This window comes from Streptomyces sp. NPDC002104 (assembly GCF_053593795.1).
In genome coordinates this window covers 1-25,680 of record NZ_JBSFDF010000057.1, presented here as the reverse complement: position 1 = coordinate 25,680, position 25,680 = coordinate 1, and the positions used below count along the sequence as shown (strand labels likewise).

The following is a 25,680-nucleotide window of genomic DNA, read 5'->3' as shown; positions in this document are numbered from 1 at the left end:
TCCAACTGGTCAAATAACAGGAACTGGTCTGATCAGGCAGGGCGGAAGGGCGCGGCGATGACCGAGGGGATGCCGGCGGCAGCGGTGAAACGGACCCGGGTCCGCGCGTACCTGCGGGAACTGGTGGACTCCGGAGCACCCGGAGACGCCATCCCGTCCGAACGGACGCTCTCCGAGGCGCTCGGCGTCTCCCGCCCCACCCTGCGCGCCGCGGCCGACGAGCTGGTGGCCACCGGGCTGCTGGTCCGCGAGCACGGCCGGGGCATGTTCGTGGCCCCCGCCAAGGTCACCCAGGAACTGGCGCCGGCCGGCGGCGAGCCCGGCTTCAGCCTCCCGAAGGCCTCCGGCAGCTGGGCGAGCCGCGTACTGGAGTTCACCACCCTCCCGGCCGGCGCCGGCATCGGCCGCAAGCTGCGCCTCTCCCCGGCCGCCGGGATCTTCTCCATCGTCCGGCTGCGCCTGGTGGACGGCGAACCGATGGCCATCGAGCACCTGCACGTCCCCGCCGAGCTCGCCCCCGGCCTCTCCCCCGCCGACATGGAGAGCGGCGACTTCTACCAGCTGCTCGGCACCGCCCACGGCGTCACGGTCCACGAAGCGGTGCAGGCCATCGAGCCGACCGTGCTCAGCGAGCAGGAGGCGGGACTGCTCGGCGTACCGGTCCTCTCCCCGGCCCTGCGCTTCGAACGGCTCACCAGCGACCGCGGCGGACGGCCGGTGGAGTTCGTGCACTCGGTCTACCGCGGCGACCGCTACCGGATGATCTCCCGCATCTCCCTCGCCGCGCCCGGCCAGGACGACGGCCCGGCCCCCGCGGCCGGCCCGCGACACCACCCCGGCATCCCCCCGGGCGACCTCACCACCCGCACCACCGGCCGCACCGTCACCCACGGCGACGTCCAGCCCCTGCTCTGACGGCCGCCCGGGGCGGGCGCACGGGGCGGGCACCCGGGCATGAATCCGGCCGGCCCCTGCCACCGCCCCGAACGCGCAGCATCACAGACGGGTCCGGCACCCGGCGGCGGCCGGCTCACCGGGTCAGGCGGGAGCCGAGTACGGGCAGCAGCCGGTCGGTCAGTATGCGGCGGGCCGGTTCGGAGGACAGCCACAGCAGTTTGTGGCGGGTGCCGTCCGTCATCGTCACCGCAAGGCCCGACGTGGTGAGACCGCGGTGCAGACGGGCGTGCGCGATGCCGTCGAAGGGGATGACCTTGTTGGTGCGGTGGCCCGTCAGGACGGCCGCGGGGTCGTAGCCGATCACGGTCGTGGCCCTGTGTTCCGGCACTCGGGGGCTGATGGAGTGCACGAGGGAGTCGAGGAATCCGCCACGGATGCGGACCAGGGAGCCCGGCAGCAGCCACAACTCGCCGTGCAGCCAGTCGAGCCAGCCCGTCGTGCAACTGGTGGCGAGCAACTGGGCGTGCTGCACCCGCAGGCCGTGACCGCGCCGCACGGCGTTGTCCAGCAGAGCGTCCCAGGCTTCGAGGGAGCGGACGCGCATGCGCTCCTCCACCCACCCGACGGTCGAGTGATAGGCCAGAGCGACCGTCCCGTCGGGCCGCAGCTCGACGGACAGGACCACACCCCAGTCCGGTCCTGTGATCTGTACGGCAAGCCCGTCGGGGGCCGTGACCGGCCCCTGTTCGGCCGGTGCGTAGGAACCCGTTGGGTGCCGCCACAGGGCAGGCGATACGTGCAAGCCCTCCGCGAGCCACCGCTCCCTGCTGAGGCCGAGGCGTGCGCCGGCCAGGTGCAGGTCCATGCGGTGCCTCATCCCCACGAGGCCGTCCCGTCGAGGGGGATCACGGGGCCGAAGTACTGGACGGCTGACGCCCGGCGGCTGCTCTCGGTGTCGGTAGCGCTCGCCCCCGAAGGATCCATGGCCAAACGGTACCTGTCCGTCATCGCCGGCGGACGGGCTACGCCGCAGCGGACCAAGGCCGAGAGCCCGGCCACGGCGAAGGCCGCATGAGCCAACAGCCCGCGGATCGTGCCGAATGCGACCAGCACGCCGTCGTACCGGGAACCGGAGATCACCTTCTGGCCGACCGGCGCGAAGCCGGTTCCGGAAAGCCGGTTCCGGGAAGCCGGTTCCGGAAAGCCGGTTCCGGGAAGCCGGTTCCGGGAAGCCGGTTCCGGGAAGCCGGTTCCGGGAAGCCGGGGCAACGGCCGCGGGCCGGAGGAAGCGTTTCCTCTGGCCAGAAGGTTTCTTCTGACCTGCGCGAGTGGGGCGGGTGGGACTCGAACCCACGGCCGACGGATTATGAGTCCGCTGCTCTAACCGGCTGAGCTACCGCCCCTTCACGGCGTGGCGCGTACATGTGTGCGCGCCGTCTGCCGCAGCATAGCCGCTCATACGATCTCCTGCCTCGGATGCCTCGCATGATCGGCTTCGCCTGCCCAGAGAGACCGCGCCGGGCGCTGCCCGGTTGCGTGCGGAGGGCAGAAAAAAGAAAAAGGACCCACCTGGGGTCCTCGTTCCTTCTTGCTCCCCCGACTGGACTCGAACCAGTAACCTGCCGATTAACAGTCGGCTGCTCTGCCAATTGAGCTACAGGGGACCGCGCTCCCCCGACTGGACTCGAACCAGTAACCTGCCGATTAACAGTCGGCTGCTCTGCCAATTGAGCTACAGGGGATTGCTGCGTTGCACCGAACAGCCCACCTCCGGCCTTGGCCAGGGGGCGAGCGCCCGTTGCGAGTCATAGATTAGCGCAAGCAGGGGGGTGCTCCGCCAATCGGTATCGCCAGCGGGCCGGGCACCACACGACGAAGGGCGGCAGGCATGCGGTACAAGGTCACGTTCGCGGTCGGACTGGCCCTCGGGTACGTGCTCGGGACCCGGGCCGGACGCGAGCGGTATGAACAGTTGAAGAAGTCCGCGCGCGAGTTCGCGCAGAACCCCGCGGTCCGCAACGCCGCCGAGAGCGCTGGTCAGAGCGGCCGGGAGTTCGCCGGCAAGGCCTTCGCCGCGGTCAGCGACAAGGTCGGCGACGCGGTGCCGGACGCCCTCGCCGGGCGGGTACGGGGCCTGCGGGCGCGGGTCGGCGGCAATGGCGCGGCCGAGGACGAATGGGGCACGAGCAACACCTGAGCTGCCCGGTCCGGCGCGCGGGTCCTCGTACGTGGCCCGCGCGCCGGAGTCGCGTACGCGGACCCGCGGGGTTCCGCATAAGGGACGGGGCCGCTCCGGGGCGGTCGAGCCCGCCCCCGCGTGCGGCAGAATTCTCCGCATGGGGATAGTCGCCGGGCTGGACAGCTCTTCCGCGTTCACACGCATCGTCGTCTGTGACACCGAGACGGGCGCCGTGCTGCGCCAGGGGTACGCCCCTCATCCGCAGCCCACCGGCGAGGCGGTGCCGCACGAGACCGATCCGCAGGCCTGGCTGCTCTCGCTCGGCGAGGCCGCCGGCGGCGGGCTCCTCGAAGGGGTGCAGGCCATCGGCGTCTCCGCGCAGCAGCACGGGCTGCTGCCGCTGGACGCGCAGGGCGGCCTCGTGCGCCCCGCCCTGATCGGCAACGACAAGCGCGGCCAGGCCGCCGCCGCCGAGCTGATCGAGTCCTTCGGCGGCCGGCAGGCCTGGGTCGAGGCCGTCGGATCCGTCCCCCATGCGGCGCAGCCCCTCGCGAAGCTGGCCTGGCTGGCCCGCACCGAGCCGGAAGCGGCCCGGCGGGTGGCCGTCCTGATGTCCCCGCACGACTGGCTGGTGTGGCAGCTGCTGGGCCGCCCGGCCCGCCGGACCACCGACCGCGGTGGCGCCTCCGGCACCGGCTACTGGTCCGCCGCCGCCGGCGCCTACCGCCCCGACCTGGTCGAGCTCGCGCTGGGGCACCGGGCGCTGCTCCCCGAGGTGCTCGGCCCCGCCGAAGCCGCCGGGACCACGCCCGAGGGGCTGCTGATATCCGCCGGCACCGGCGAGACCATGGCGGCCGCGCTCGGGCTGGGCATGGGACCCGGCGACGCCGTGGTCTCGCTGGGCGCGTCCGGATCGGTGATGGCGGTGCACCACGAGGCGCTGTCGGAGCCGGGCGGTCTGATCACCTCCCTCGCCGACGCCACCGGGCGGCACCTGCCGGTGGTGAACACCCTGAACGCCGTACGGGCCCTGCGCGGCACCGCCGAACTGCTCGGCACCGACCTGGAGGGGCTGAGCGAGCTCGCCCTGAAGTCGACGCCGGGCGCGCACGGACTCGTACTCCTGCCGTACCTGGAGGGTGAGCGCACGCCGAACCTGCCGCACACCGCCGGAACCCTGTCGGGGCTGCGCCGGGACTCCATGAAGCCGGAGCACCTCGCGCGGGCCGCCTTCGAGGGCATGCTGTGCGGGCTGGTGGACGCCCTCGACGTGCTGCGCAGCCGCGGGGTGGAGATCCGCCGGGTGTTCCTGCTCGGCGCGGCCGCCGAGCTGCCGGCCGTACAGGCCTTCGCGCCGGGGCTGTTCGGCACCCAGGTGCTCGTCCCGGCGCCGGCGGACTACGCGGCCCTGGGCGCGGCCCGGCAGGCCGCCTGGGCGCTCGGCCTGGCGCAGGGCGGTCCGGCCTCGAACACCCCGCCCGTGTGGCCGGCGCCCGCGGCGCAGCTCTTCGAGCCGGACGAGGAGTACCCGGCCTGGCAGGGGGCGCGCCAGCAGTACGTCGCGACCCGCGACCAGATCCACCCGGGGGCCTTCTGACGGCCGGGCCGGATGCCGCTCGAAGGGAGTAGGCCGGACGCGGCCTACGCCCTCCCGCGCCCGGCCTACTCCTTTTGACCGGGCTTTACGAAAAGCGGTGGGTTCCGGCCTCCCGTTGGCAGAAGATGGAGTGAACCCCCTCGATCATGCCGACCGGAGCCTGCGCGTGCTCATACGACTTCTGCGGACCCATCTCGGTCCGTACCGGAAACCGATCGCCGTGCTGGTCCTGCTGCAACTGCTGCAGACCAGCGCGAGCCTCTACCTGCCCACGCTGAACGCCGACATCATTGACAACGGTGTCGTCAGCGGCGACACGGGCTACATCCTGCGCTTCGGCGCACTGATGCTCGGCGTCTCGCTGGTCCAGCTCGTCTGCAACGTCGGCGCCGTCTACTACGGGGCCCGTACCGCCGCGGCCTTCGGCCGGGACGTCCGGGCCGGCGTCTTCGACCGCGTGCAGAGCTTCTCCGCACGTGAGCTCGGCCACTTCGGCGCCCCGTCGCTGATCACCCGTACGACGAACGACGTGCAGCAGATCCAGATGCTCGTGCTGATGACCTTCACGCTGATGGTCTCCGCACCGATCATGTGCGTCGGCGGCATCTTCATGGCGCTCTCGCTGGACGTGAAGCTCTCCGGCGTCCTGCTCGCCGTCGTCCCGATCCTCGGCCTGTCGGTCGGGGCGATCGTGCTGAAGACCCGCCCGCTGTTCCGGAAGATGCAGACGCGCCTGGACACGGTCAACCGGGTCCTGCGCGAACAGATCACCGGCAACCGGGTGATCCGCGCCTTCATCCGCGACGACTACGAGAAGGACCGCTTCCGCGAGGCCAACGCCGACCTGACCGGCGTCTCGCTGGCGGCCGGCAAGCTGCTCGCGCTGATGTTCCCGACGGTGATCGTGGTCGTGAACATCTCCAGCGTCGCCGTCATCTGGTTCGGCGCCATGCGCATCGACAGCGGCGGCATGGAGATCGGGCAGCTGACGGCCTTCCTCGCCTACCTGATGCAGATCGTCATGTCCGTGATGATGGCCACCTTCATGTTCATGATGGTGCCGCGCGCCGAGGTCTGCGCCGAGCGCGTCCAGGAGGTCCTGGACACCGAGTCCAGCGTGATCCCGCCCACCGACCCGGTCCGCGAGCTCGCCCGCCACGGCCTGCTGGAACTGCGCGGCGCCGACTTCCGCTACCCGGGCGCCGAGGCCTCCGTGCTGCGCGGGGTCGACCTCGTGGCCCGCCCCGGCGAGACCACCGCGGTGATCGGCTCGACCGGCAGCGGCAAGTCCACGCTGCTGGGGCTGATCCCCCGGCTCTTCGACGCGACCGGCGGCGACGTGCTCGTCGACGGCGAGGACGTACGGCGCCTCGACCCCGACCTGCTCGCCAGGACGGTCGGCATGGTCCCGCAGAAGCCGTACCTCTTCTCCGGGACGGTGGCCACCAACCTGCGCTACGGACGCCCCGACGCCACCGACGAAGAGCTGTGGCACGCGCTGGACGTGGCGCAGGCCAAGGGCTTCGTGTCCGAGCTGGAGGGCGGGCTCGACGCGCCGATCGCCCAGGGCGGCACCAACGTCTCCGGCGGCCAGCGCCAGCGGCTCGCGATCGCGCGCACGCTCGTACAGCGCCCGGAGATCTACCTGTTCGACGACTCCTTCTCGGCCCTGGACTACGCCACGGACGCGGCGCTGCGCTCGGCGCTGGCCCGCGAGACCGAGGAGGCGACCGTGGTCATCGTCGCCCAGCGGGTCTCCACGATCCGCGACGCGGACCGGATCATCGTCCTCGACGAGGGGCAGGTGGTGGGCGAGGGGCGCCACCACGAGCTGATGTCCGGCAATGAGACCTACCGGGAGATCGTGCTCTCCCAGCTGACGGAAGCGGAGGCGGCGTGAGCGGGCCCGGAGGACGGATGATGATGGGACCGCCGACGACGCGGTCCATGGACTTCAAGGGGTCCGGCAAGCGGCTGCTGAGCGCGCTCGCGCGCGACCGGGTCAAGCTGTGGGGCATGATCCTCGCGGTCGTCGGCAGCGTCGCCGCGTCGGTGACCGGGCCGAAGATCCTCGGCCAGGCCACCGACCTGGTGTTCGCGGGGATCGTCGGCCGGAACTTCGACAAGGGCCTCACCAAGCAGCAGGCGCTGGACGCCCTGCGCGCCAGGGGCGAGGGCGGGATGGCGGACATGCTGTCCGGCACCGCCTTCACCCCGGGCAAGGGCATCGACTTCGGCGCGGTCGGGGCGGTGGCGCTGTGGGCGCTGGCCGTCTTCACGGTCGCCGGTCTGCTGATGCTGGTCGCCACCCGGCTGTCGAACCACATCATGAACGGCACCGTCTACCGGATGCGCGAGGAGCTGCAGGCGAAGCTGTCGCGGCTGCCGCTGTCGTACTTCGACCAGCAGAAGCGCGGCGAGGTGCTCAGCCGGGCCACGAACGACATCGACAACATCGGGCAGACGATCCAGCAGACGATGGGTCAGCTGCTCAACTCGCTCCTGACGATCGTCGGCGTGATGGCGATGATGTTCTGGATCTCGCCGGTGCTGGCGCTGGTCGCGCTGGTGACCATCCCGGTGTCCGCGTACGTCGCGGCGAAGATCGGCAAGAAGTCGCAGCCGCAGTTCGTGGCGCAGTGGAAGTCCACGGGCGCCCTGAACGCGCACGTCGAGGAGATGTACTCGGGCCACACCCTGGTCAAGGTCTTCGGCCGGCAGAAGGAGTCCGCGGCCCTGTTCGCCGAGCAGAACGAGGCGCTGTACCGGGCCTCCTTCAAGGCGCAGCTGGTCAGCGGGATCATGCAGCCGGTGATGCTGTTCATCTCGAACATCAACTACGTGCTCGTCGCGGTCGTCGGCGGGCTGAAGGTCGCCTCCGGCACCCTGTCGATCGGTGACGTGCAGGCCTTCATCCAGTACTCGCGCCAGTTCTCGATGCCGCTGACGCAGGTCGCCTCCATGGCGAACCTGGTGCAGTCCGGCGTCGCCTCCGCGGAGCGGGTCTACGAGCTGCTGGACGCCCCGGAGCAGGAGGCGGACGCGGAGGTTCCGGAGCGTCCGGCGGACCTGCGCGGGCAGGTCACCTTCGACAAGGTCGCCTTCCGCTACGAGCCGGACAAGCCGCTGATCGAGAACCTCTCGCTGAGCGTCGACCCCGGACAGACGGTCGCGATCGTCGGCCCGACCGGCGCCGGCAAGACCACGCTGGTCAACCTGCTGATGCGGTTCTACGAGGTCACCGGCGGGGAGATCGCCCTCGACGGGGTCGACATAGCGAAGATGACCCGCGAGGAACTGCGCGGCGGCATCGGCATGGTGCTCCAGGACACCTGGCTGTTCGGCGGCACCATCGCGGAGAACATCGCCTACGGGGCCACGCGCGAGGTCACCCGCGCCGAGGTCGAGGAGGCCGCGAAGGCGGCCCACGCCGACCGGTTCATCCGCACCCTGCCCGAGGGCTACGACACGGTGCTGGACGACGAGGGCGCCGGCGTCAGCGCGGGCGAGAAGCAGCTGGTCACCATCGCGCGGGCGTTCCTGTCCGACCCGGTGATCCTGGTGCTCGACGAGGCCACGAGCTCGGTGGACACCCGTACCGAGGTGCTGATCCAGAAGGCGATGGCGCGCCTCGCGCACGGCCGTACGTCCTTCGTGATCGCGCACCGGCTGTCCACGATCCGCGACGCGGACCTGATCCTGGTCATGGAGAGCGGCTCGATCGTGGAACAGGGCACGCACGAGGAGCTGCTGCTCTCGGGCGGCGCGTACGCGCGGCTGTACGCGGCGCAGTTCGCGCAGGCGGTGGCCGAGGTCGACTAGCGCGGCCGGGTACCGGGAGGGGCGTCCTGCGGGGCGCCCCTTTCCCGTACCCGCGTACCCGCGTGCGTGCCCGCGTGCTCAGTCCAGATAGCCGCGCAGCTGGTCCGCGAAGGCGTGGTCGCGCAGCTTGTTGAGGGTCTTGGACTCGATCTGGCGGATCCGCTCCCGGGTCACTCCGAAGATCCGCCCGATCTCCTCCAGGGTGCGCGGCCGCCCGTCGGCGAGCCCGTAGCGGAGCTGGACGACCTTGCGCTCCCGCTCGCCGAGGGTCGAGAGCACCGCTTCCAGGTGCTCGCGGAGCAGGAAGAACGCGGCCGATTCGACCGGTGAGGCGGCGTCCCCGTCCTCGATGAGGTCGCCGAGCGCGACGTCGTCCTCCTCGCCCACGGGCGCGTGCAGGGAGACCGGCTCCTGCGCGAGGCGCAGCACTTCGAGCACCCGCTCGGGGGTCAGCTCCAGGTGGACCGCGACCTCCTCGGCGGTGGGTTCGTACCCGCGCTCCTGGAGCATGCGGCGCTGGACGCGTACGACACGGTTGATCAGTTCGACGACGTGGACGGGGACCCGGATGGTGCGGGCCTGGTCGGCCAGCGCCCGGGACATGGCCTGGCGGATCCACCAGGTGGCGTAGGTGGAGAACTTGTAGCCGCGGGCGTAGTCGAACTTCTCGACGGCGCGGATCAGTCCGAGGTTCCCCTCCTGGACCAGGTCGAGCATGGTCAGTCCGCGGCCGACGTAGCGCTTGGCGACGGAGACGACGAGCCGCAGGTTCGACTCGATGAGGCGGCGCTTGGCCATCCGGCCCATGACGACGAGCTTGTCGAGGTCGAGGGTGAGCTGCAGGTCGAGCGGGGCTCCGCTGCCGAGCTTCTCCTCCGCGAACAGTCCCGCTTCCACGCGCCGCGCGAGCTCGACCTCCTCGACGGCGGTGAGCAGCGGGATCCTGCCTATCTCGCGCAGGTACTGCCGGAAGAGGTCGGCGGACGGTCCCGCTCCGCCGGAGCCTTCCGCCGGGCGCCTGCGCGGCGGGGGCACCTTCTCCGACTGCTCCGGGCCCTCCAACTCCTCGGCCTCTGCGGCCTCTTCGGCCTCCTCCTCGTGCATGGCGTCGGCCCCCGGCTCGGGCTCTTCGGCCGCGGGCTCTTCGGCGGGCGGGCTGACGGTGACGGTGAGGCTCTGGGTCTGCACGGGGGCGACCTCCACAGGGCTCCGAGGACGGGTGCACCGCACCTCAGTGTGGGGTACGACACATCGCTGCCACGAGGGGCGTGCGACCACTTTCTGGGTCCGGTGCGTGACCCATGGTTACCCCCGGACCAGAACCCCGATGCGGATCGGACGCATGTCCGAGGAGACCGGGCTCCCCGGCTCCCCCGGTCCCCCGGCGCCGACGTGTGGCGGAGCCGGACGGGTGCGATGCTGAGCTGCACGATCACCGGTCCGGCCCCCTGGAGGTGTCCGTGCCCCCCTCGAACCCGCCTCCGGGATGGCGCCGCCGGAACGACCGGCCGCCGGCCGGACCCCTGGCGCCCGCGCCGAAGCGCCGCAGGACGGCGCTGTTCGTCTTCCTCGGACTGCTCGGCGCGCTGATCGCCCTGGGTGTGGCCGGTCTGCTGATCACCCTCGTCGGTCCGGGCGGCAAGGGGACGGAGCACCGGGACGGGGAGAGTGCCCGGGCCACGGCGCCCGTCACCGGGGCGTCCCGGACGCCCGGTTCCCGTACGCCCGGCTCCCCGACGCCCGGCTTGCCCACGCCCGGCTCCCGGGGGCCCGTCGGCGACGTGCGGATCGACTCGTGCGGGGTGGACCCCGCCACGCGCTGGCCCTCCGCCGGGCTGACCGTCACCAACAGCGGCGGGCGGACCATCACCTACCTCGTGAGCATCGAGTTCCTCGGCCCCACCGGGATCCGGCTGGCCGAGGGCGCGGGCATCAGCAACGGCCTGGCGCCCGGGCAGCGGGCCGAGGTGAAGGCCGCGGCCCTCGCCCGGCTGACGGAGGACGAGATCACCTGCAAGGTGATCAAGGTGGACCTGATCGCACCCTGAGGGGGCCGGGGCCGGCGCCCCGGGGCGGCGCCTAGGCCGGTTCCACCCGGACCGCGCAGACCTTGAACTCCGGCATCCGGGAGACCGGGTCGAGCGCCGGGTTGGTCAGGGTGTTGGCGCGGCCCTCGCCCGGCCAGTGGAAGGGCATGAAGACGGTGTCCGCCCGGATGGTGTCCGTGATGCGGGCCGGGGCGACCGCGCGGCCGCGGCGGGAGGTGACCGCGAGGGGGGCTCCGTCGACCGCGCCGATGCGGGCCGCGAGGCGGGGGTGGAGTTCCACGAAGGGGCCGGGGGCGGCTTCGTTGAGCTCGTCCACCCGGCGGGTCTGCGCGCCCGACTGGTACTGGGCGACGACCCGGCCGGTGGTGAGGAGGAGCGGGTACTCCGTGTCCGGCACCTCGGCGGCGTCGCGGTGGGAGACGGGCACGAAGCGGGCCCGGCCGTCCTCGGTCGCGAAGCGGTCCAGGAAGAGCCGGGGCGTGCCGGGGTGGGGCTCCGGCACCGGGCCGGGCTGCGGCACCGGGCCGGGCTGCGGCACCGGGCCGGGCTCCGCCGGGGCGGCAGGGGCCGCCGCGGGCTCCGGCGCTGCGGTCTCCGGCGCCGCGGTCTCCGGCGCCGCGGTCTCCGGCGCCGCGGGGCAGGGCCAGAAGACGCCCTGTTCGGCTTCGATGCGGGCGTAGGTGATGCCCGAGTAGTCCGCCGGGCCGCCCGCCGAGGCGCGCCGCAGCTCCTCGAAGACCTCCTCCGCGTCGGCCGGGAAGGCCTTCGGCATGCCGAGGCGGGCGGCCAGCCCGTGCAGGACCTCCAGGTCGGAGCGGACCCCCGGCGGCGGGGTCAGGGCCCGGCGGCGGAGCAGGACGCGGCCCTCCAGGTTGGTGGTGGTTCCGGTCTCCTCCGCCCACTGGGTGACGGGGAGCACCACGTCCGCCAGGGCCGCCGTCTCGGAGAGGACCACGTCGGCGACGGCCAGGAAGTCCAGGGAGCGGATGCGCTCCTCGACGTGGGCGGCGCGGGGGGCCGAGACCACCGGGTTGGAGCCCATCAGGAGCAGGGCTTTGACCTCGGAGCCCAGCGCGTCGAGGAGTTCGTACGCGCTGCGGCCCGGGCCGGGGAGCGTGTCGGGGTCGATCCCCCAGACCCCGGCGACGTGGGCCCGGGCCGCCGGGTCGGTCAGCTTGCGGTAACCGGGGAGCTGGTCGGCCTTCTGGCCGTGCTCGCGGCCGCCCTGGCCGTTGCCCTGGCCGGTGAGGCAGCCGTAGCCGGAGAGCGGGCGGCCGGCCCGGCCGGTGGCGAGGCAGAGGTTGATCCAGGCCCCGACGGTGTCGGTGCCCTTGGACTGCTGCTCGGGGCCGCGTGCGGTGAGCACCATCGCGGATTCGGGGGCGCAGAACATCGCGACCGCCTCGCGGAGCTTCGGCACCGGCACGCCGGTGATCCGCTCCACCAGCTCCGGCCAGTGGGCCATCGCGGCCGCGCGGGCCTCCTCCCAGCCGCTGGTGCGCCCGGCGATGAACTCCTCGTCGGTGTGCCCGCCCGCCACCACCAGGTGCAGCAGGCCGAGCGCCAGCGCCAGGTCGGTGCCGGGGCGCGGGGCCAGGTGCAGGTCGGCCTGTTCGGCGGTGCGCGTGCGGCGCGGGTCCACCACGATCAACGTGCCGCCGTTCTCGCGGAGTTCCCGGAAGAAGCGGAGGGCCGGCGGCATGGTGTCGGCGGGGTTGGAGCCGACGAGGATGACGCAGCCGGTCCGGGGGATGTCCTCCAGCGGGAAGGGCAGCCCCCGGTCGAGCCCGAAGGCCCGCTGGTGCGCGGCGGCGGCCGAGGACATGCAGAACCGGCCGTTGTAGTCGATCTGCGAGGTCCCCAGGGCGATGCGGGCGAACTTCCCGAGGGCGTAGGCCTTCTCGTTGGTCAGCCCGCCGCCGCCGAACACCCCGACCGCGTCGGCCCCGTACGACCGCCGTGTGCGGGCGAGGCCGCCGGCGACGGCGTCGAGGGCCTCCTCCCAGGTGGCCGGCTCCAGCCGCCCGGCGCCGGTGCGGACGAGCGGCTCGGTGAGGCGCACCCGGGAGGAGAGCACGGCGGGGGCGGTGCGGCCCTTGCCGCACAGCGCGCCCCGGTTCACGGGGAAGTCGGCCCGCTCCTCCACCGTCACGCCCGCGCCGCCCGGCCCGGGGCGCAGGTTCATCCCGCACTGCAGCGCGCAGTACGGACAGTGCGTGGCGGTGACGGAATCCGAGGGGTGCATGGAGCCCAGCGTGCGTCGGGGGTGTTACGCGGGCCGCAGCCTCCCGTTACATCTCCGCGTGCTCCGCCTCAGCGCCTCCCGGCGGCCGCGGTGAGGCCCCGCCCAGCGGGGGCCGGTCGAGGATCTCGACGTACACGATCCGGCCGTCGACGGCGTCGACGTTCAGCATGCCCCGCTCGGGGAGGAGGGGCACGGTGCGGTGGCCGGGGACCTCGCGTACGAGGGGTGCGTCGTGTTCCACGGGGCGGACCGTAGCCCGGTGCCCCGGCGGCGGCACCCGAATATCCGCCGGGCGCCGGGGCCGGGTCACTGTCCCGTCAGGTACTTCCAGGCACGTCACCGTCCCGTCAGGTACGTCACTGTCCCGTCAGGTACTTCACCGTGAGGCCGGCCGTCCAGCCGCCGTCGACCGCGAGTTCGGCGCCCGTCATGTAGCCCGCGGCGTCCGAGAGGAGGAAGGCGACGGCGGCGGCGATCTCCTCGGGGAGGCCGACGCGGCCGAGGGGGGCGCCGGGGTAGTTGCCCTCGCCCGCCTCGATGCCGACCGGGGCCGTCATCGGGGTGAGCGTCATCCCGGGGTGGACGGAGTTCACCCGGATCCGGGACTCCGCGAGCTCGACCGCGCCGATCTTCGACAGTCCGCGCACGCCCCACTTGGAGGCCCCGTAGCCGGCGGTCAGGGCGAGGCCGGTGAGGCCGGCGGCGGAGGAGATGTTGACGATGGAGCCGCCGCCGTTCTCCCGCATCAGCGGGATCGCGGCCTTGATGCCGATGAAGACGCCGACCAGGTTGATCTCGAGGACCTTGCGGAAGTGCTCGACGCTCTCGTGCTCCAGGAACTGGCCGGTGGAGATGCCCGCGTTGTTGACCAGTCCGTCGATGCGGCCGAACTCGGCCACGGCGAAGGCGAGGACCGCGTCCCAGTCGGATTCGCTGGTCACGTCGTGGCGCAGGAAGCGCGCCGCGTCGCCGAGCTTGGCCGCCGTCTCGGCGCCCTCGGCCTCCAGGACGTCGGTGATCAGCACCTTGCCCCCGCCGTCCACGACGGCCTGCGCGGCCGCCGCGCCGAGACCGCGGGCCCCACCGGTGACGACGACGACCTTGCCGCTCAGATCCACAACAGCCACGGTTCCACACCCCTGACGCACGAGACAGATCGGTATATGACTAATCGGCATACGCCGATCGCGGCGTCAGTCTGCCAGAGAGGCCAGGGCGCGCGACACCCCCTCCTCCTTCGGCCCCAGGAACCGCGGCTCCGGCTCGAACACCGCGTCCAGTGCCGCCTTGCCCGCCGCGAAGACCTCGCGGGCCCCGCCGTAGTACCAGGTCGCGTCGTGCACGTCGGACACCCCGACCCCGTAGGAGTCCACGCCCGCCGCCCGGCACAGCGCGACCGCCCGGCGGATGTGGAAGCCCTGGCTGATCAGCACCGCCCGGTGCACGCCGAAGACCTCCCGGGCCCGGACGCAGGAGTCCCACGAGTCGAAGCCCGCGTAGTCGCTGACGACGCGGGCGTCGGGCACCCCGTGGCCCGTCAGGTACGCGCGCATCGCGTCGGGCTCGTCGTAGTCGGTGCGGCTGTTGTCGCCGGTGACCAGGACGACCTTGACCTTCCCCGCGCGGTAGAGCTCGACGGCGGCGTCGAGGCGGCGCGCGAGGTACGGCGTGGGCCGGCCCTTCCACAGCCCGGCACCGAACACCACGGCCACCTCGGCGGCCGGCGCGTCGGCGGTGGTCCGCAGCCGGGGCCCGGCGGACGCGTGCGTCCACGCGGAGGGCAGCAGGGCGAGCACGCAGCCCGCCATCACCACCCGCACGGCCCGCCGCCGGGCCCGTACGGTCCGGGGCACCCCGATCCGCACGCCCTTCAGCCGCTCCCGCGCCGCCCCCGGCAGACCTCGTAGCACTCGCCCTGCACGCCTCAATGCGTTCCCCTTGTCGACCTGGTCGGCCTCGTCGGCCCTATCGGTCCTGCTGGTGGCTCCGTCGTCTACGGACGCGTGTACGGTCCCGGCGGTTTCCCGCCCGGGCTAGGGCCCGGTGCCGCACCGCGGCGTACGCCGCTCCCCGCCCCGGCGCCGGGACGAGAAAGGAGACCCGGCCCTCCAGGGCGGGCCGGGAGGCCGCGCACAGGAGCAGCCCGCGGTCCCCCGCCTCCGGCTCCCCGTGGGTGCAGGCCGACGCCCGGACCGGCTCCGCACCGCCCGGGACGGCCGCGCCGGCGGGCGGCGCTCTGCATCCGCGGGCCGCCCAGTTCAGGAAGCCATCCATGTGACCCCCACCCGTCCCCGTCCCCGTCCCCCGAGCCTCCCGGCACCGGCGTCCGCGCCCGCGCCCGCGCACAGGGGAGCCCGGGCCGATCCCACCCTCGCCGTCCACCCCCCTGTGAGCAGCCGGAAAACACCCGTCACCCCGGCGCAACGCGGAGGCAACCTGTCGCGCGCAGGATCGGTTCATGACGGAGCCGGCGCATCCTCCCGAGTCCCTGCCCCAGTCCCAGTCCCTGCCCCAGTCCCAGTCCCAGTCCCAGTCCCTGCCCCAGTCCCAGTCCCAGTCCCTGCCCCAGTCCCAGTCCCAGTCCCAGTCCCTGCCCCTGCCCCTGCCCCAGTCCCTTCCACCGCTTCCGCCCGCGACCACGGCGGAGCTGCTGACCCGGATCACCGCCCAGCTCGGTGCGCAGCTCAGCGGTCTGCGTCCCCGACACCACGCAGGAGTCCTCCCATGCAGCAGCCCGTCCTCGTCGCCGTGGCCCACGGCAGCCGCGATCCGCGCGCCCTCCACACCGTCGAAGCCCTGCTCGAACGGGTCCGTGAGCTCCGCCCCCGTCTCGACGTCCGGCTCGGTCACATCGAGCTGAACCACCCGCTGCTGGAGCACACCCTCGACCGGGCCCGCGGGGACGCCGTCCTGGTGCCGCTGCTGCTCGGCCGCGGCACCCACGTCAAGCGGGACCTGCCGGCCTCCGCCGCCCGCGCCGGGCACCTGCGGACCCGTGTCGCCGCCCCGCTGGGCCCGCATCCGCTGCTCGTCGAGGCCCTGTACGAGCGGCTCGTGGAGGCCGGCTGGAGCGCCGGGTCGGCGGTGGTGCTGGCCGCCTCCGGGTCCCGCGACCCCGACTCCGCCGCCGATGTGCGGGCCACCGCCGACCTGCTCTCGGAGCGGCTCGGCGGGGTGCCCGTGGTGGCCGCCTACGCCTCGGGCACCGCGCCCTCCGTGCCCGCCGCCGTACGGGCCCTGGCCGCGCGGGGCCTCCACCGGGTCGCGGTCGCCTCCTACTTCACCGCCCCGGGCCGCTTCGCCGCGGCGAGCGCCGCCGCCGCGCCGGGTCCGGCCGCGGCCCCGCTGGGCGCGCATCCGGCGCTGGCCCGGCTGGTGCTCCAGCGCTACGACGAAGCCGCCGCCGCGCTCGCAGGGCCCGTAGGCCACGGGGAGCCGCTCGAACTGGCCACCGCCTGACGGCCGGCCCGGTCCCAATCGCTCGGATTGCTCCTCTTGCCTCGTCTTGTCGGTTCGTGCGGTTACCGTTTGACCATGGAAGGCATGGAAGGCACCACCGCACCTGTCCGACCCGCCCTCGACCTGCCCGGCGAGCCGTACGATCCCGCCGACACCGAGCGCTGGGCCACCGAGCCCGACAAACGGCCCGGGCGGACCGCCTTCCAGCGTGACCGCGCCCGCGTCCTGCACTCCGCCGCCCTGCGCCGGCTCGCCGGGAAGACCCAGGTGGTGACCCCGGGGACGCGTTCGTACGACTGGGACGCGAGTCCCCGTACGCGGCTGACGCACTCCCTGGAATGCGCCCAGGTCGGCCGCGAGCTCGGCGCCGCGCTCGGCTGCGACCCGGATCTGGTCGAAGCCGCCTGCCTGTCCCACGACATGGGGCACCCGCCCTTCGGCCACAACGGCGAGGAAGCGCTCAACGAGTTCGCCAAGGACTGCGGCGGTTTCGAGGGCAACGCCCAGTCGCTGCGGCTGCTGACCCGGCTGGAGCCCAAGCGGTTCGTCCCCGATCCGGCGACGGGCGAGCTGGTCAGCGTCGGGCTCAACCTGACCCGGGCCTGCCTGGACGCCGCCACCAAGTACCCCTGGGCGCGCGGGGACCACCCCACCGACCCCGGCTCGGTGAAGTTCGGCGCCTACGAGGACGACCTGCCGGTCTTCGACTGGCTGCGGCGCGGCGCGCCCGCGGACCGCAAGTGCTTCGAGGCGCAGGTCATGGACTGGTCGGACGACGTGGCGTACTCCGTCCACGACTTCGAGGACGGTCTGCACGCCGGGCACCTCGACCCGAACCTGCTCTTCGCGGAGCCCGAGCGCACCGAGATCTGGCGGGTGGCCATCGGCCGCTACGTGCCCGCCGACACCGAGCCGGAGGAACTGCGCGAGGCACTGGACCGTTTGATGGAGCAGGAGTGGTGGCCGCACGGGTACGACGGCTCGGCCGTGGCGCAGGCCCGGCTGAAGGACGCGACCAGCCAGCTGATCGGCCGTTTCTGCCTGGCCGCCGAGGGCGCGACCCGGCAGGCGTACGGGACCGGCCGGCTGACCCGGTACGCGGCGGAGCTGGTGGTGCCGCGCGAGGCCCGCAACGAGTGCGCGGTGCTGAAGGCGGTGGCCGACCTGTACGTCATACAGCGTGACGAGCAGGAGCGGATCCGAGCCGATCAGCGCATCGTCCTGGCCGAACTGGCTGAGGCCGTCAGCGCCCGCGCGCCCGAGGGTCTGGACCCGCAGTTCCGCGCGATCTTCGACGCGGCCCCGGACGACCGGACCAGGAAGCGGGCGGTCGTGGACCAGATCGCGGCCCTCACGGACGCCTCCGCGCGCTCCCTGCACGCCCGTCTCACCCAGCGCGCGCGACGCGCCGAAGGGTGAGCCGATCGGGCCACTCCCCCTTCACGCGGCAGGCTCGGTGCGGGACGCTCGCATGTGGTCGCATGTGGCGCAGAGGTTATGAGGAGGCATCAGGTGGTCGACGCACACCGGACGTTCGTCATCGTGGGCGCAGGGCTCGCCGGGGCTAAGGCGGCCGAGACGCTGAGGTCCGAGGGGTTCACGGGACGGGTGATCCTGATCGGCGACGAGCGCGAGCATCCCTACGAGCGGCCGCCGCTCTCCAAGGGCTACCTGGCGGGCAAGGAGGAGCGCGACAGCGTCTTCGTGCACGAGGCGTCCTGGTACGCGGCCTCCGACATCGAGCTGCACCTCGGCCAGCCCGCGGTCCATCTCGACCGCGAGGCCAAGAAGGTGGTCCTCGGCGACGGCACGGCGCTGCCCTACGACAAGCTGCTGCTCGCCACCGGCGCCGAACCGCGCCGGCTGGACATCCCGGGCACCGAGCTGGTCGGGGTGCACCACCTGCGCCGGCTCTCGCACGCCGAGCGGCTCCGCAAGGCCCTGGCGGGCCTGGGCCGGGACAACGGGCACCTGCTGATCGCGGGCGCCGGCTGGATCGGCCTGGAGGTCGCCGCGGCGGCCCGCGGGTACGGGGCCGAGGTCACCGTGATCGAACCGGCGCCGACCCCGCTGCACGCGGTGCTCGGCCCGGAGGTCGGCCGGCTCTTCGCGGACCTGCACACCGAGCACGGGGTCCGCTTCCACTTCGGCTCCCAGCTGACGGAGATCGTCGGGCACGACGGCATGGTGCTGGCGGCCCGTACGGACGACGGGGAGGAGCACCCGGCGCACGCGGTCCTCGCGGCGATCGGGGCCGCCCCGCGGACCGCGCTCGCGGAGACCTCGGGCCTGGCCCTGGTGGACCGGGAGCACGGCGGCGGCATCGCCGTGGACGCCTCGCTGCGCACCTCCGACCCGGACGTGTTCGCCGTCGGGGACGTGGCGGCCGCGCACCACCCGGTGCTGGGGACCCGGCTGCGGGTGGAGCACTGGGCGAACGCGCTCAACGGCGGCCCGGCCGCCGCGCGGGCGATGCTGGGGCAGGAGGTCTCGTACGACCGGGTTCCGTACTTCTTCTCCGACCAGTACGACGTGGGTCTGGAGTACTCGGGGTACGCCCCGGCCGGCGGCTACGACCAGGTGCTGATCCGCGGGGACGCGGGCAAGCGGGAGTTCATCGCCTTCTGGCTCTCGGACGGCCGGGTGCTGGCCGGGATGAACGTGAACGTGTGGGACGTCACCGACGACATCCAGGCCCTGATCAGGTCGAAGGCGCCCGTGGACCGGGAGAAGCTGGCGGATCCCTCGATTCCGCTTTCGGCGCTCCTTCCGGCGGAGGGTGCCTGACGGGATCGTCTCCGCCCGGCCGTAGACTTGCGCGTGTGGCGGGACGGATCAACGACGACGACGTGAAGGCGGTACGGGACGCGGTCCCGATCGACGCCGTGGTCTCGGAGTACCTCCAGCTGCGCAACGCGGGCGGCGGCAACCTCAAGGGCCTCTGCCCCTTCCACGACGAGAAGTCCCCGTCCTTCCAGGTCAGCCCCAGCAAGGGCTTCTACCACTGCTTCGGCTGCCAGGCGGGCGGGGACACCCTCGACTTCGTCATGAAGATCGACCACCTCTCCTTCTCGGAGGCGGTGGAGCGCCTCGCCGGCCTGGCCGGCATCACCCTGCGGTACGAAGAGGGCGGCTACACCGCCGGCACCAGCGGGCGCGGCGAACGCATCCGGCTGGTCGAGGCGCACAAGGCCGCGGCCCAGTTCTACATGGACCAGCTCGGCAGCGCCGAGGCGGAGATCGGCCGCAAGTTCCTGGCCGAGCGCGGCTTCGACCAGGCGGCGGCCCAGCACTTCAGCGTGGGCTACAGCCCGGCCGGCTGGGACCACCTGACCCGTTTCCTGCGCGGCAAGGGCTTCAGCGACAAAGAACTGATCAGCTCGGGCCTGGCCCAGGACAGCCGCAGCGGAAAGCCCATCGACCGCTTCCGCGGCCGCCTGATGTGGCCCATCCGCGACATCAGCGGCGAGGTCGTCGGCTTCGGCGCGCGCAAGCTGCGCGACGACGACAACGGCCCCAAGTACCTGAACACCCCCGAGACGGCGATCTACAAGAAGTCCCAGGTGCTGTACGGCATCGACCTGGCCAAGAAGGAGATCGCCAAGACCTCGCGGGCCGTCGTGGTCGAGGGCTACACCGACGTGATGGCCTGCCACATGGCCGGGGTCACCACCGCGATCGCCACCTGCGGCACCGCCTTCGGCGGCGACCACATCAAGATCCTGCGCCGGCTGCTCATGGACAACGCGACCGCCGAGGTGATCTTCACCTTCGACGGGGACGCGGCCGGCCAGAAGGCCGCGCTGCGCGCCTTCGAGGACGACCAGAAGTTCGCGGCGGAGACCTCCATCACCATCGCCCCGGGCGGCATGGACCCCTGCGACCTGCGCCTGGCCAAGGGCGACGCGGCCGTGGCCGGGCTGGTCGAGGCCCGCACCCCGCTGTTCGAGTTCGCGCTGAAGCACATCGTGGCCCGGCACAATCTGGAGAACCCGGCGGGGCGGGCGGCGGCGCTCGAGGAAGCCGCCCCGATCATCAAGAAGATCAAGAACGTCGCGATCCAGCACGAGTCGGCGGTCCAGCTCGCGGGCATGCTCGGCATGCGCGACGAGCAGTTCGTGGTCAAGCGGATCGCCCAGCTCGACCGCTGGGCCCGGGAGCGCGGCAACCAGCCCCAGCAGCAGCGCCGGGGGCAGTCCGCCCACTCCGGGGGCCCCGGCTCCGGTCACTCCGGTCACTCCGGCCACTCCTACGACGACATCGCGGCGCCCTCCGCGGCGCCCACGGGACCCGCGCTGAACCTGCGCAGTCCCGCCCACATCACCGAGCGCGAGCTGCTCAAGCTGGCGCTCCAGCGCCCGGCCCTGGTCTCCCCCGCCTTCGACGCGTACGGCATGGACGAGTTCACCGCACCGCCCTACGCGGCCGTGCGCCAGGCCATCATGGACGCGGGCGGCGCCTCGCTCGGCACCGAGGACTACCTGACCCGGGTCCGGGACGCCGCGCCGAACGACACCGTCCGCGCGCTGGTCACCGAGCTCGTCGTCGAGGCCATCCACGCGAAGACCGTGGACGAGGTCTACGCCGGGGTCCAGCTGGTCCAGGTCAGGCTCCGCGCCGTGGACCGCCGGGTGCACGAGATCCAGGGCACCCTGTCCCGCCTCGGCCACCAGGACGCCCCGGAGCAGCTGGCGGCGGTCCAGGAGGAGCTGTGGGTCCTCCAGCAGTACGGCCGGCGCCTGCGCAACCGCGGCGCGGAAGGCCTGTAGAGCCGAGAGCCTGTAGAGCCCAGAGGCCTGTAGAGCCCAGAGGCCCGTAAAGCCGAGAGGCCCGTAGAGCCGAGAGGCCTCAGCGGCGCAGCCAGTCGCCGCCCGGGATGGGGGTGCCGGCGCGGGCGAGGTGGCGGGCCAGGGTCGGGGCGGCCAGGTAGACCCAGGCGCGGACCGGAGTGCCGTCGGGGCGCAGCGCCTCGCGGGCGAGGCGGTCGTAGACGTTCGCGGGGTGTCCGGGGCCCGCGTACTCCTCCAGCAGGTCGAGCGCCACGAGGAGTTCCCCATAGGCCCCGGGGGCCGGGGTGATCAGCTCCCCGGCTATGGCGGAGCCGGGGCGGTCCACGGCGTACGGGTATCCGGGGCCCTCGTACAGGGCCGCGTCCGGAAGGCGGGCGGGCTCCTCGGCGGCCGTGCGGCCGCGCAGGAACAGGTCGTGGTTGACCTCGCCGGGGCGCAGGGTTCCGTAGACGAAGAACGGGAGCTCCTCGCCCTGCGGAATCGTTCCTTCGCCGTGGCCTTCCGGCCGATCGGCCGATGTCATGCGGGCCTCCCTCGATTCAGACTGAGCTGCTGACCGGACTCCCACCGGCCGCGGGGCGGGCCGAAGGTCCCGAGTTCGGCCCCGGGAGCCCGCGTACGCACCGCTGTTACACGTCCGCCCGGTCCCCGTGACGGGCGCCGTCTACCGTCTACCGTCAGTCTGCCTCGCCGCACCCGGCCCCCCGCATCCAGCCCTCCGCACCCGCCCTCCCCCACCACCCGACGGTTCCGCCTTCCATGACTCGACCGACCCTCCGCAGCCTCGCCGCGGCCGCCCTGCTCTGCATCGGCCTCGGCGGCTGCGGCGCACCCGGGGGCCTCGGGCCCGACGAGGTCGCGCCACCCGTCTCCTCCCAGCCCCGGCCGAAGCCGCTGTGGCCCTCGTGGACGGATTCGCCCAGCTCCACCGGTACGGCGGTGGCCGGCCGGGAGGCACCGCCGAAGCCGCTCGAAGGCGCCCCGCCGGTGGGGCCGCAGGGGATCGAGGAGGTCGACGTGATGGCCGTGATCCGCGCGGACAGGAACATGAAGCGCTTCAGCTGGGAGAAACAGATCCAGGGGCCGGGCAAGGCCGGGGTACGGCCGGCCCGGTACGTGGACCTCACGGGCGACGGGAAGCACGAGCTGATCGTCGCCGCCGACACCCAGACGGGGCGTTCGGTGCTGAGCGTCTACACCGCCGCTGACGGGAAGATCGTGCCGATCCTGTACACCAGCGGCCGGCGGATGAGCGTCGAGACCCTCGGCGCCGACCTGCTGGTCCGCACCACCGACGAGGACGGCTCCTCGCACGACATCCGCTACCACTGGGACGGGCAGCGGATGAGCGTCCTCAGCGACGACCACACGTTCGGCAACGCCATCTCCGCGCCGCACTCCGGCAGCTGCCCGGCCCCGCGGCCGTCCGGCTCCGCATCCCCCGAACCCACGAGCCGGGCGGCCAGGTGAAGCGCTTCCTGCTCCGCTGCCGCCGCCTCCTGCACTCCCTCGGGCTGCGCTGGAAGATCGCCGTCCTGCTCGCCGCCGGCTGCTCGCTCGTCGCGCTCACCATCGGGATCCTGATCCACGAGGCCCGCGCGAACCAGGTCGCCGACGCGGCGCGCAAGAGCGCCGTCGCGCAGCTCGTCCGGGTCCGGCAGGTGTACGAGCTCACGGGCCAGCTCGACTTCGACAAGGTCGGGGAGGCCGACGCCCGCCTCGACTGCCCCGGCCTGCCCGAACCCCTGCGGCAGGCCGCCCTGGCGGGGCAGCGCACCACCTACCTCGACCTGCACGGCCCCCACCCGGCGGTGTGGGCCGCCCGGCCGGTCGGCGGCGACCAAGTGCTCTCCGTACGGCAGTCGCTGGCGGCGGAGAAGGACGAACTGTGGGAGCTGGACCAGAAGCTGATGGCCTTCGGGGTGGTCGTCGTCACCCTCGCCGCGATCGGCGGGGCGGCGCTGGCCAGCCGGCTGAGCAAGGACCTGCGGTCCGCGGCCGAGACGGCCCGGCGGATCAGTACGGGCGAACTCGACGCGCGCATCGGCCCGTCGGGCGTTCCCGGGACGCGGAACGAGGTGGCCGAGCTGTCGGCGGCGGTCGACACGATGGCAGCCAGCCTGCAACGGCGGCTGGTGGCGGAGCAGCGCTTCACGGCGGACGTGGCCCACGAGCTGCGGACCCCGCTGACCGGTCTGCTCACCGCCGCCGAACTGCTCCCCCCGGGACGGCCCACGGAGCTGGTGCGCGACCGGGTCGCGGCCCTCTGCGCACTGACGGAGGACCTCCTGGAGGTGGCCCGGCTCGACGGGGACCGGGAGGTGGCCCAGCTGGACGTCCACCCGCTGGGGCCGCTGGTGGAGTCGGCCACCCGGCGTTCGGGCGTGGAGGCGCAGCTCCTCGGCGCCGCCGACGGCACGGCCCGGGTGCGCACCGACGTCCGGCGGCTGGAGCGGATCCTGACGAACCTGCTGCTCAACGCCCGCAGGCACGGCGCGGACCCGATCACCGTGACGGTGGCCGCCAACACGGTCACCGTCCGGGACCACGGCGCGGGCTTCCCCCGGACGCTGCTGCGGGACGGCCCGCAGCGGTTCCTGACGGGCGCGACCGAACGCGGCCAGGGCACCGGCCTGGGCCTGACCATCGCCCTGGGCCAGGCGCAGGTCATCGGGGCCCGGCTCACGCTCACCAACGCCTCCCCCACCGGAGCCTCGGCCGCCCTCACCCTCCCCCTGGCGTAACCCCCTCTCCCCCCACCGCTCGCCGGCTCGCCGGACTCCGGGGGGGGGGGGGGGAGCCGGGGGCTGGGCCGAATCCGCCCCGCCGGGCCAGCCCCCGGCCCCCGAGGTGCGCGGTCCGGGGCGGGCCGGCGCGCACCAGCCCCGCCGACGGTGCGGCGCAGGGTCCGGGGCGGAGCCCCGGGGAACGGGGGAAGGGCGGGGCGGGGAGAGGCTCCGCGCAGCGGCGGCCCGCACCCGCGAGGCCGGCGTCACCCGCCACCCGTCACCCGGACGGGGTGGGGTACGAAAAGTACCCCCGCACCCCTTCCCACCTGCGGAAGCAACCCATCGGCCCGGCACCGGGACCCCGATCTGACTCCGCATCAGCAGGCGCCCGGCCCGCCGCCCGGGTTACCTCGGAGACACGACCCCGTGTCCACAGGAGACCCCCCATGCGCCGACGCACCGCCCACGTGCTCACCGCCACCGCGCTGACCGCCGTCGCGTTCACCGGCCCGGTGGCCGGCGCGGTCGCCGCCGCGGACCTGGGCATGACGGGGTTCGGCATGACGAACTTCGCGGCCGGCGACTTCGCCCCGCTGGAGATCTGGCCCGCGTCCGCCGCCCCCGGCACCACCGTCACGGTGAACACGAAGGCCTGCGGCCCGGGCAGTCACGCCGAGGGCGATGCCACCACCGTCGGGGGCGGCCGCTTCACACTGGCCCCGGGCACCCACAAGGAGGTGGTCGTGGGGCAGTTCCAGGTCGGCCGCGGAACCCAGCCCGGCACCCATGCGATCGGCGCCACCTGCGCGAACGGCAAGTTCGCCACCGGCGACCTGATCGTCACCGAGCACGAACGCGCCCCCCAGGGCCACGTGCGCACCGGGGTGGGCGGTGGCACGACCACCACCACCGACCCCGTCAAGATCGCGGCGGGAGTGGCAGTGCTGGCCGCCACCGCCGTCGGCGGTACCTGGTTCCTGCGTCGCCGGGCGAGCGGCACGCGGAACTGACGGACGCCCACCGCGGCTCCGGCCGCGGTCCGACCGGTACCGTCCCCCGTCGCCCGCCCCGCGAGGTCCCCCCCGTTCGCGGGGCCGGGCGACGGCCAGTCACCACGTCCCACATCACGACGTCCGGCATCACGGCGTCCCACATCACCACATCACCACGTCACGAGCCGAGGGGGCCGCATGGAGGCAGAGGCACGCCGCGCCCGTGCCCGCGCCGGCGGGCTCGTCGCACTCGCCACCTGCATCGGCGTCTGGCTCATCGGCAGCGGCTCCGGCGAATCCGTCCGGCCTCCGCTGCCCTCCGCCGGTGAGGCGCTGAGCGCCCAGGCCCGGTTCCCCGGCGCCATCGCCGCGCTCCCCGGCTCCCCGCCCACCCGGATCCGGATCCCGTCCATCCGGGTGGACGCCCCGCTCACCGGGCTCGGGCTGCAGGCCGACGGCAGTCTCGAAGTACCACCGCCAGCCCGCCGGAACCTGGCGGGCTGGTACCGGGACGGCACCACCCCGGGCGCCACCGGCACCGCCGTCGTCGCCGGGCACGTGGACGACGCCACCGGGCCCGCGGTCTTCTACCACCTCGGCGCGCTGCGCCGGGGCGCGCTGATCGAGATCGCCCGCGCCGACGGACGTACGGCCGTGTTCACCGTCCACGCGGTGGAGGTCTACGACGCCAAGGCCTTCCCCGACTCCCGCGTGTACGGCTCGTCACCGCGTGCCGAACTGCGCGTGATCACCTGCGGCGGGGGCTTCTCCCCGCGCACCGGCTACCAGGGCAACGTGGTCGTCTTCGCCCACCTGACGGGCACGTACTAGGTGTGTTGTTCGGGCAGGTTGGTGACGCGGCTGGCGGGTGTTTGGCCTTGGATGCCGGTGTGGGGTCGGTGGTAGTTGTACCAGTCGATCC

Annotated in this window: 20 protein-coding genes, 3 tRNA genes and 1 pseudogene; 14 read left to right on the top strand and 10 right to left on the bottom strand. The window is 73.3% G+C overall.

All coding sequences use genetic code 11. The features are described from left to right. The first annotated feature begins 57 nt into the window (after positions 1-57). Positions 58-915 carry a GntR family transcriptional regulator gene (locus ACWCP2_RS32695; RefSeq protein WP_450912179.1) on the top strand — a complete coding sequence of 286 codons (858 nt, stop codon included), beginning with the start codon at positions 58-60 and terminating at the stop codon, positions 913-915. Between the two features lie 115 nt (positions 916-1,030). Here ACWCP2_RS32695 and ACWCP2_RS32690 read toward each other — a convergent pair whose 3' ends face one another. From ACWCP2_RS32690 to ACWCP2_RS32675, 4 genes are all read right to left on the bottom strand, one after another. Next, complete coding sequence (locus ACWCP2_RS32690; RefSeq protein ID WP_450912178.1) at positions 1,031-1,762, bottom strand: hypothetical protein; 732 nt, start codon at positions 1,760-1,762, stop codon at positions 1,031-1,033. 464 nt (positions 1,763-2,226) lie between these two features. Further along, a tRNA-Ile gene (locus ACWCP2_RS32685) sits at positions 2,227-2,300 on the bottom strand. A gap of 188 nt (positions 2,301-2,488) precedes the next feature. After that, positions 2,489-2,561 (bottom strand) — tRNA-Asn (locus ACWCP2_RS32680). A gap of 5 nt (positions 2,562-2,566) precedes the next feature. Then, positions 2,567-2,639 (bottom strand) — tRNA-Asn (locus tag ACWCP2_RS32675). A gap of 146 nt (positions 2,640-2,785) precedes the next feature. On the opposite strand from ACWCP2_RS32675, the gene ACWCP2_RS32670 reads away from it, so the two are divergent. The 4 genes from ACWCP2_RS32670 (at position 2,786) to ACWCP2_RS32655 (ending at position 8,495) form a co-directional block, all read left to right on the top strand. Next, positions 2,786-3,094, top strand: coding sequence for a YtxH domain-containing protein (locus ACWCP2_RS32670; RefSeq protein ID WP_450912177.1), 309 nt, complete (start codon positions 2,786-2,788; stop codon positions 3,092-3,094). 139 nt (positions 3,095-3,233) lie between these two features. Continuing rightward, entirely contained in the window at positions 3,234-4,673 is a 1,440-nt protein-coding gene (locus ACWCP2_RS32665; RefSeq protein ID WP_450912176.1) for an FGGY family carbohydrate kinase, read from the top strand. A gap of 166 nt (positions 4,674-4,839) precedes the next feature. After that, the gene (locus tag ACWCP2_RS32660; protein WP_450912175.1) at positions 4,840-6,573 is read left to right on the top strand and encodes an ABC transporter ATP-binding protein; all 1,734 of its coding nucleotides are present in this window, start codon (positions 4,840-4,842) and stop codon (positions 6,571-6,573) included. Then, positions 6,570-8,495: an ABC transporter ATP-binding protein gene (locus ACWCP2_RS32655; protein ID WP_450912174.1), complete on the top strand. Its 1,926-nt coding sequence runs from the start codon at positions 6,570-6,572 to the stop codon at positions 8,493-8,495. Before ACWCP2_RS32660 ends, ACWCP2_RS32655 begins: the two co-directional genes overlap by 4 nt. A gap of 78 nt (positions 8,496-8,573) precedes the next feature. Here the strand turns inward: ACWCP2_RS32655 and ACWCP2_RS32650 are convergent, their stop codons facing one another. Then, positions 8,574-9,773, bottom strand: coding sequence for an RNA polymerase sigma factor (locus ACWCP2_RS32650; RefSeq protein ID WP_450912173.1), 1,200 nt, complete (start codon positions 9,771-9,773; stop codon positions 8,574-8,576). A gap of 182 nt (positions 9,774-9,955) precedes the next feature. Here ACWCP2_RS32650 and ACWCP2_RS32645 point away from each other — a divergent pair, with 182 nt between their 5' ends. Further along, positions 9,956-10,543, top strand: coding sequence for a hypothetical protein (locus tag ACWCP2_RS32645; RefSeq protein WP_450912172.1), 588 nt, complete (start codon positions 9,956-9,958; stop codon positions 10,541-10,543). 31 nt (positions 10,544-10,574) lie between these two features. Here the strand turns inward: ACWCP2_RS32645 and ACWCP2_RS32640 are convergent, their stop codons facing one another. The 4 genes from ACWCP2_RS32640 to ACWCP2_RS32625 all read right to left on the bottom strand — a co-directional run bounded on the left by ACWCP2_RS32640 (position 10,575) and on the right by ACWCP2_RS32625 (position 14,596). Beyond that, the gene (locus ACWCP2_RS32640; protein WP_450912171.1) at positions 10,575-12,788 is read right to left on the bottom strand and encodes a molybdopterin oxidoreductase family protein; all 2,214 of its coding nucleotides are present in this window, start codon (positions 12,786-12,788) and stop codon (positions 10,575-10,577) included. Between the two features lie 46 nt (positions 12,789-12,834). After that, complete coding sequence (locus ACWCP2_RS32635) at positions 12,835-13,029, bottom strand: hypothetical protein (RefSeq protein WP_450912170.1); 195 nt, start codon at positions 13,027-13,029, stop codon at positions 12,835-12,837. A gap of 115 nt (positions 13,030-13,144) precedes the next feature. Beyond that, complete coding sequence (locus tag ACWCP2_RS32630; RefSeq protein ID WP_450912169.1) at positions 13,145-13,966, bottom strand: glucose 1-dehydrogenase; 822 nt, start codon at positions 13,964-13,966, stop codon at positions 13,145-13,147. 15 nt (positions 13,967-13,981) lie between these two features. Further along, positions 13,982-14,596: a SanA/YdcF family protein gene (locus tag ACWCP2_RS32625; protein ID WP_274552782.1), complete on the bottom strand. Its 615-nt coding sequence runs from the start codon at positions 14,594-14,596 to the stop codon at positions 13,982-13,984. A gap of 782 nt (positions 14,597-15,378) precedes the next feature. Between ACWCP2_RS32625 and ACWCP2_RS32620 the strand changes: the two are divergent. From ACWCP2_RS32620 to dnaG, 4 genes and pseudogenes are all read left to right on the top strand, one after another. Then, positions 15,379-16,247 (top strand): annotated as a pseudogene (locus ACWCP2_RS32620) (sirohydrochlorin chelatase). 75 nt (positions 16,248-16,322) lie between these two features. Continuing rightward, complete coding sequence (locus tag ACWCP2_RS32615; RefSeq protein ID WP_450912168.1) at positions 16,323-17,666, top strand: deoxyguanosinetriphosphate triphosphohydrolase; 1,344 nt, start codon at positions 16,323-16,325, stop codon at positions 17,664-17,666. 93 nt (positions 17,667-17,759) lie between these two features. After that, positions 17,760-19,034 (top strand): NAD(P)/FAD-dependent oxidoreductase, encoded by a 1,275-nt coding sequence (locus ACWCP2_RS32610; protein ID WP_450912167.1) that lies wholly within the window; start codon positions 17,760-17,762, stop codon positions 19,032-19,034. A 35-nt stretch (positions 19,035-19,069) separates the two neighbouring features. Next, a complete protein-coding gene (gene dnaG, locus ACWCP2_RS32605) occupies positions 19,070-21,016 on the top strand; it encodes a DNA primase (protein ID WP_450912166.1) in 1,947 nt (648 codons plus the stop codon). A 79-nt stretch (positions 21,017-21,095) separates the two neighbouring features. Here dnaG and ACWCP2_RS32600 read toward each other — a convergent pair whose 3' ends face one another. After that, positions 21,096-21,560 carry a gamma-glutamylcyclotransferase family protein gene (locus ACWCP2_RS32600; RefSeq protein WP_450912165.1) on the bottom strand — a complete coding sequence of 155 codons (465 nt, stop codon included), beginning with the start codon at positions 21,558-21,560 and terminating at the stop codon, positions 21,096-21,098. A 236-nt stretch (positions 21,561-21,796) separates the two neighbouring features. On the opposite strand from ACWCP2_RS32600, the gene ACWCP2_RS32595 reads away from it, so the two are divergent. The 4 genes from ACWCP2_RS32595 to ACWCP2_RS32580 all read left to right on the top strand — a co-directional run bounded on the left by ACWCP2_RS32595 (position 21,797) and on the right by ACWCP2_RS32580 (position 25,589). Then, positions 21,797-22,507, top strand: a complete 711-nt coding sequence (locus ACWCP2_RS32595; protein ID WP_450912164.1) for a hypothetical protein — start codon at positions 21,797-21,799, stop codon at positions 22,505-22,507. Next, entirely contained in the window at positions 22,504-23,781 is a 1,278-nt protein-coding gene (locus ACWCP2_RS32590; RefSeq protein ID WP_450912163.1) for an ATP-binding protein, read from the top strand. Before ACWCP2_RS32595 ends, ACWCP2_RS32590 begins: the two co-directional genes overlap by 4 nt. Positions 23,782-24,212: 431 nt before the next feature. Beyond that, on the top strand, positions 24,213-24,776 hold the full coding sequence (locus tag ACWCP2_RS32585) for a hypothetical protein (protein ID WP_450912162.1): 564 nt from the start codon (positions 24,213-24,215) through the stop codon (positions 24,774-24,776). 180 nt (positions 24,777-24,956) lie between these two features. Beyond that, positions 24,957-25,589 (top strand): class F sortase, encoded by a 633-nt coding sequence (locus ACWCP2_RS32580; RefSeq protein WP_450912161.1) that lies wholly within the window; start codon positions 24,957-24,959, stop codon positions 25,587-25,589. Positions 25,590-25,680 lie beyond the last annotated feature (91 nt).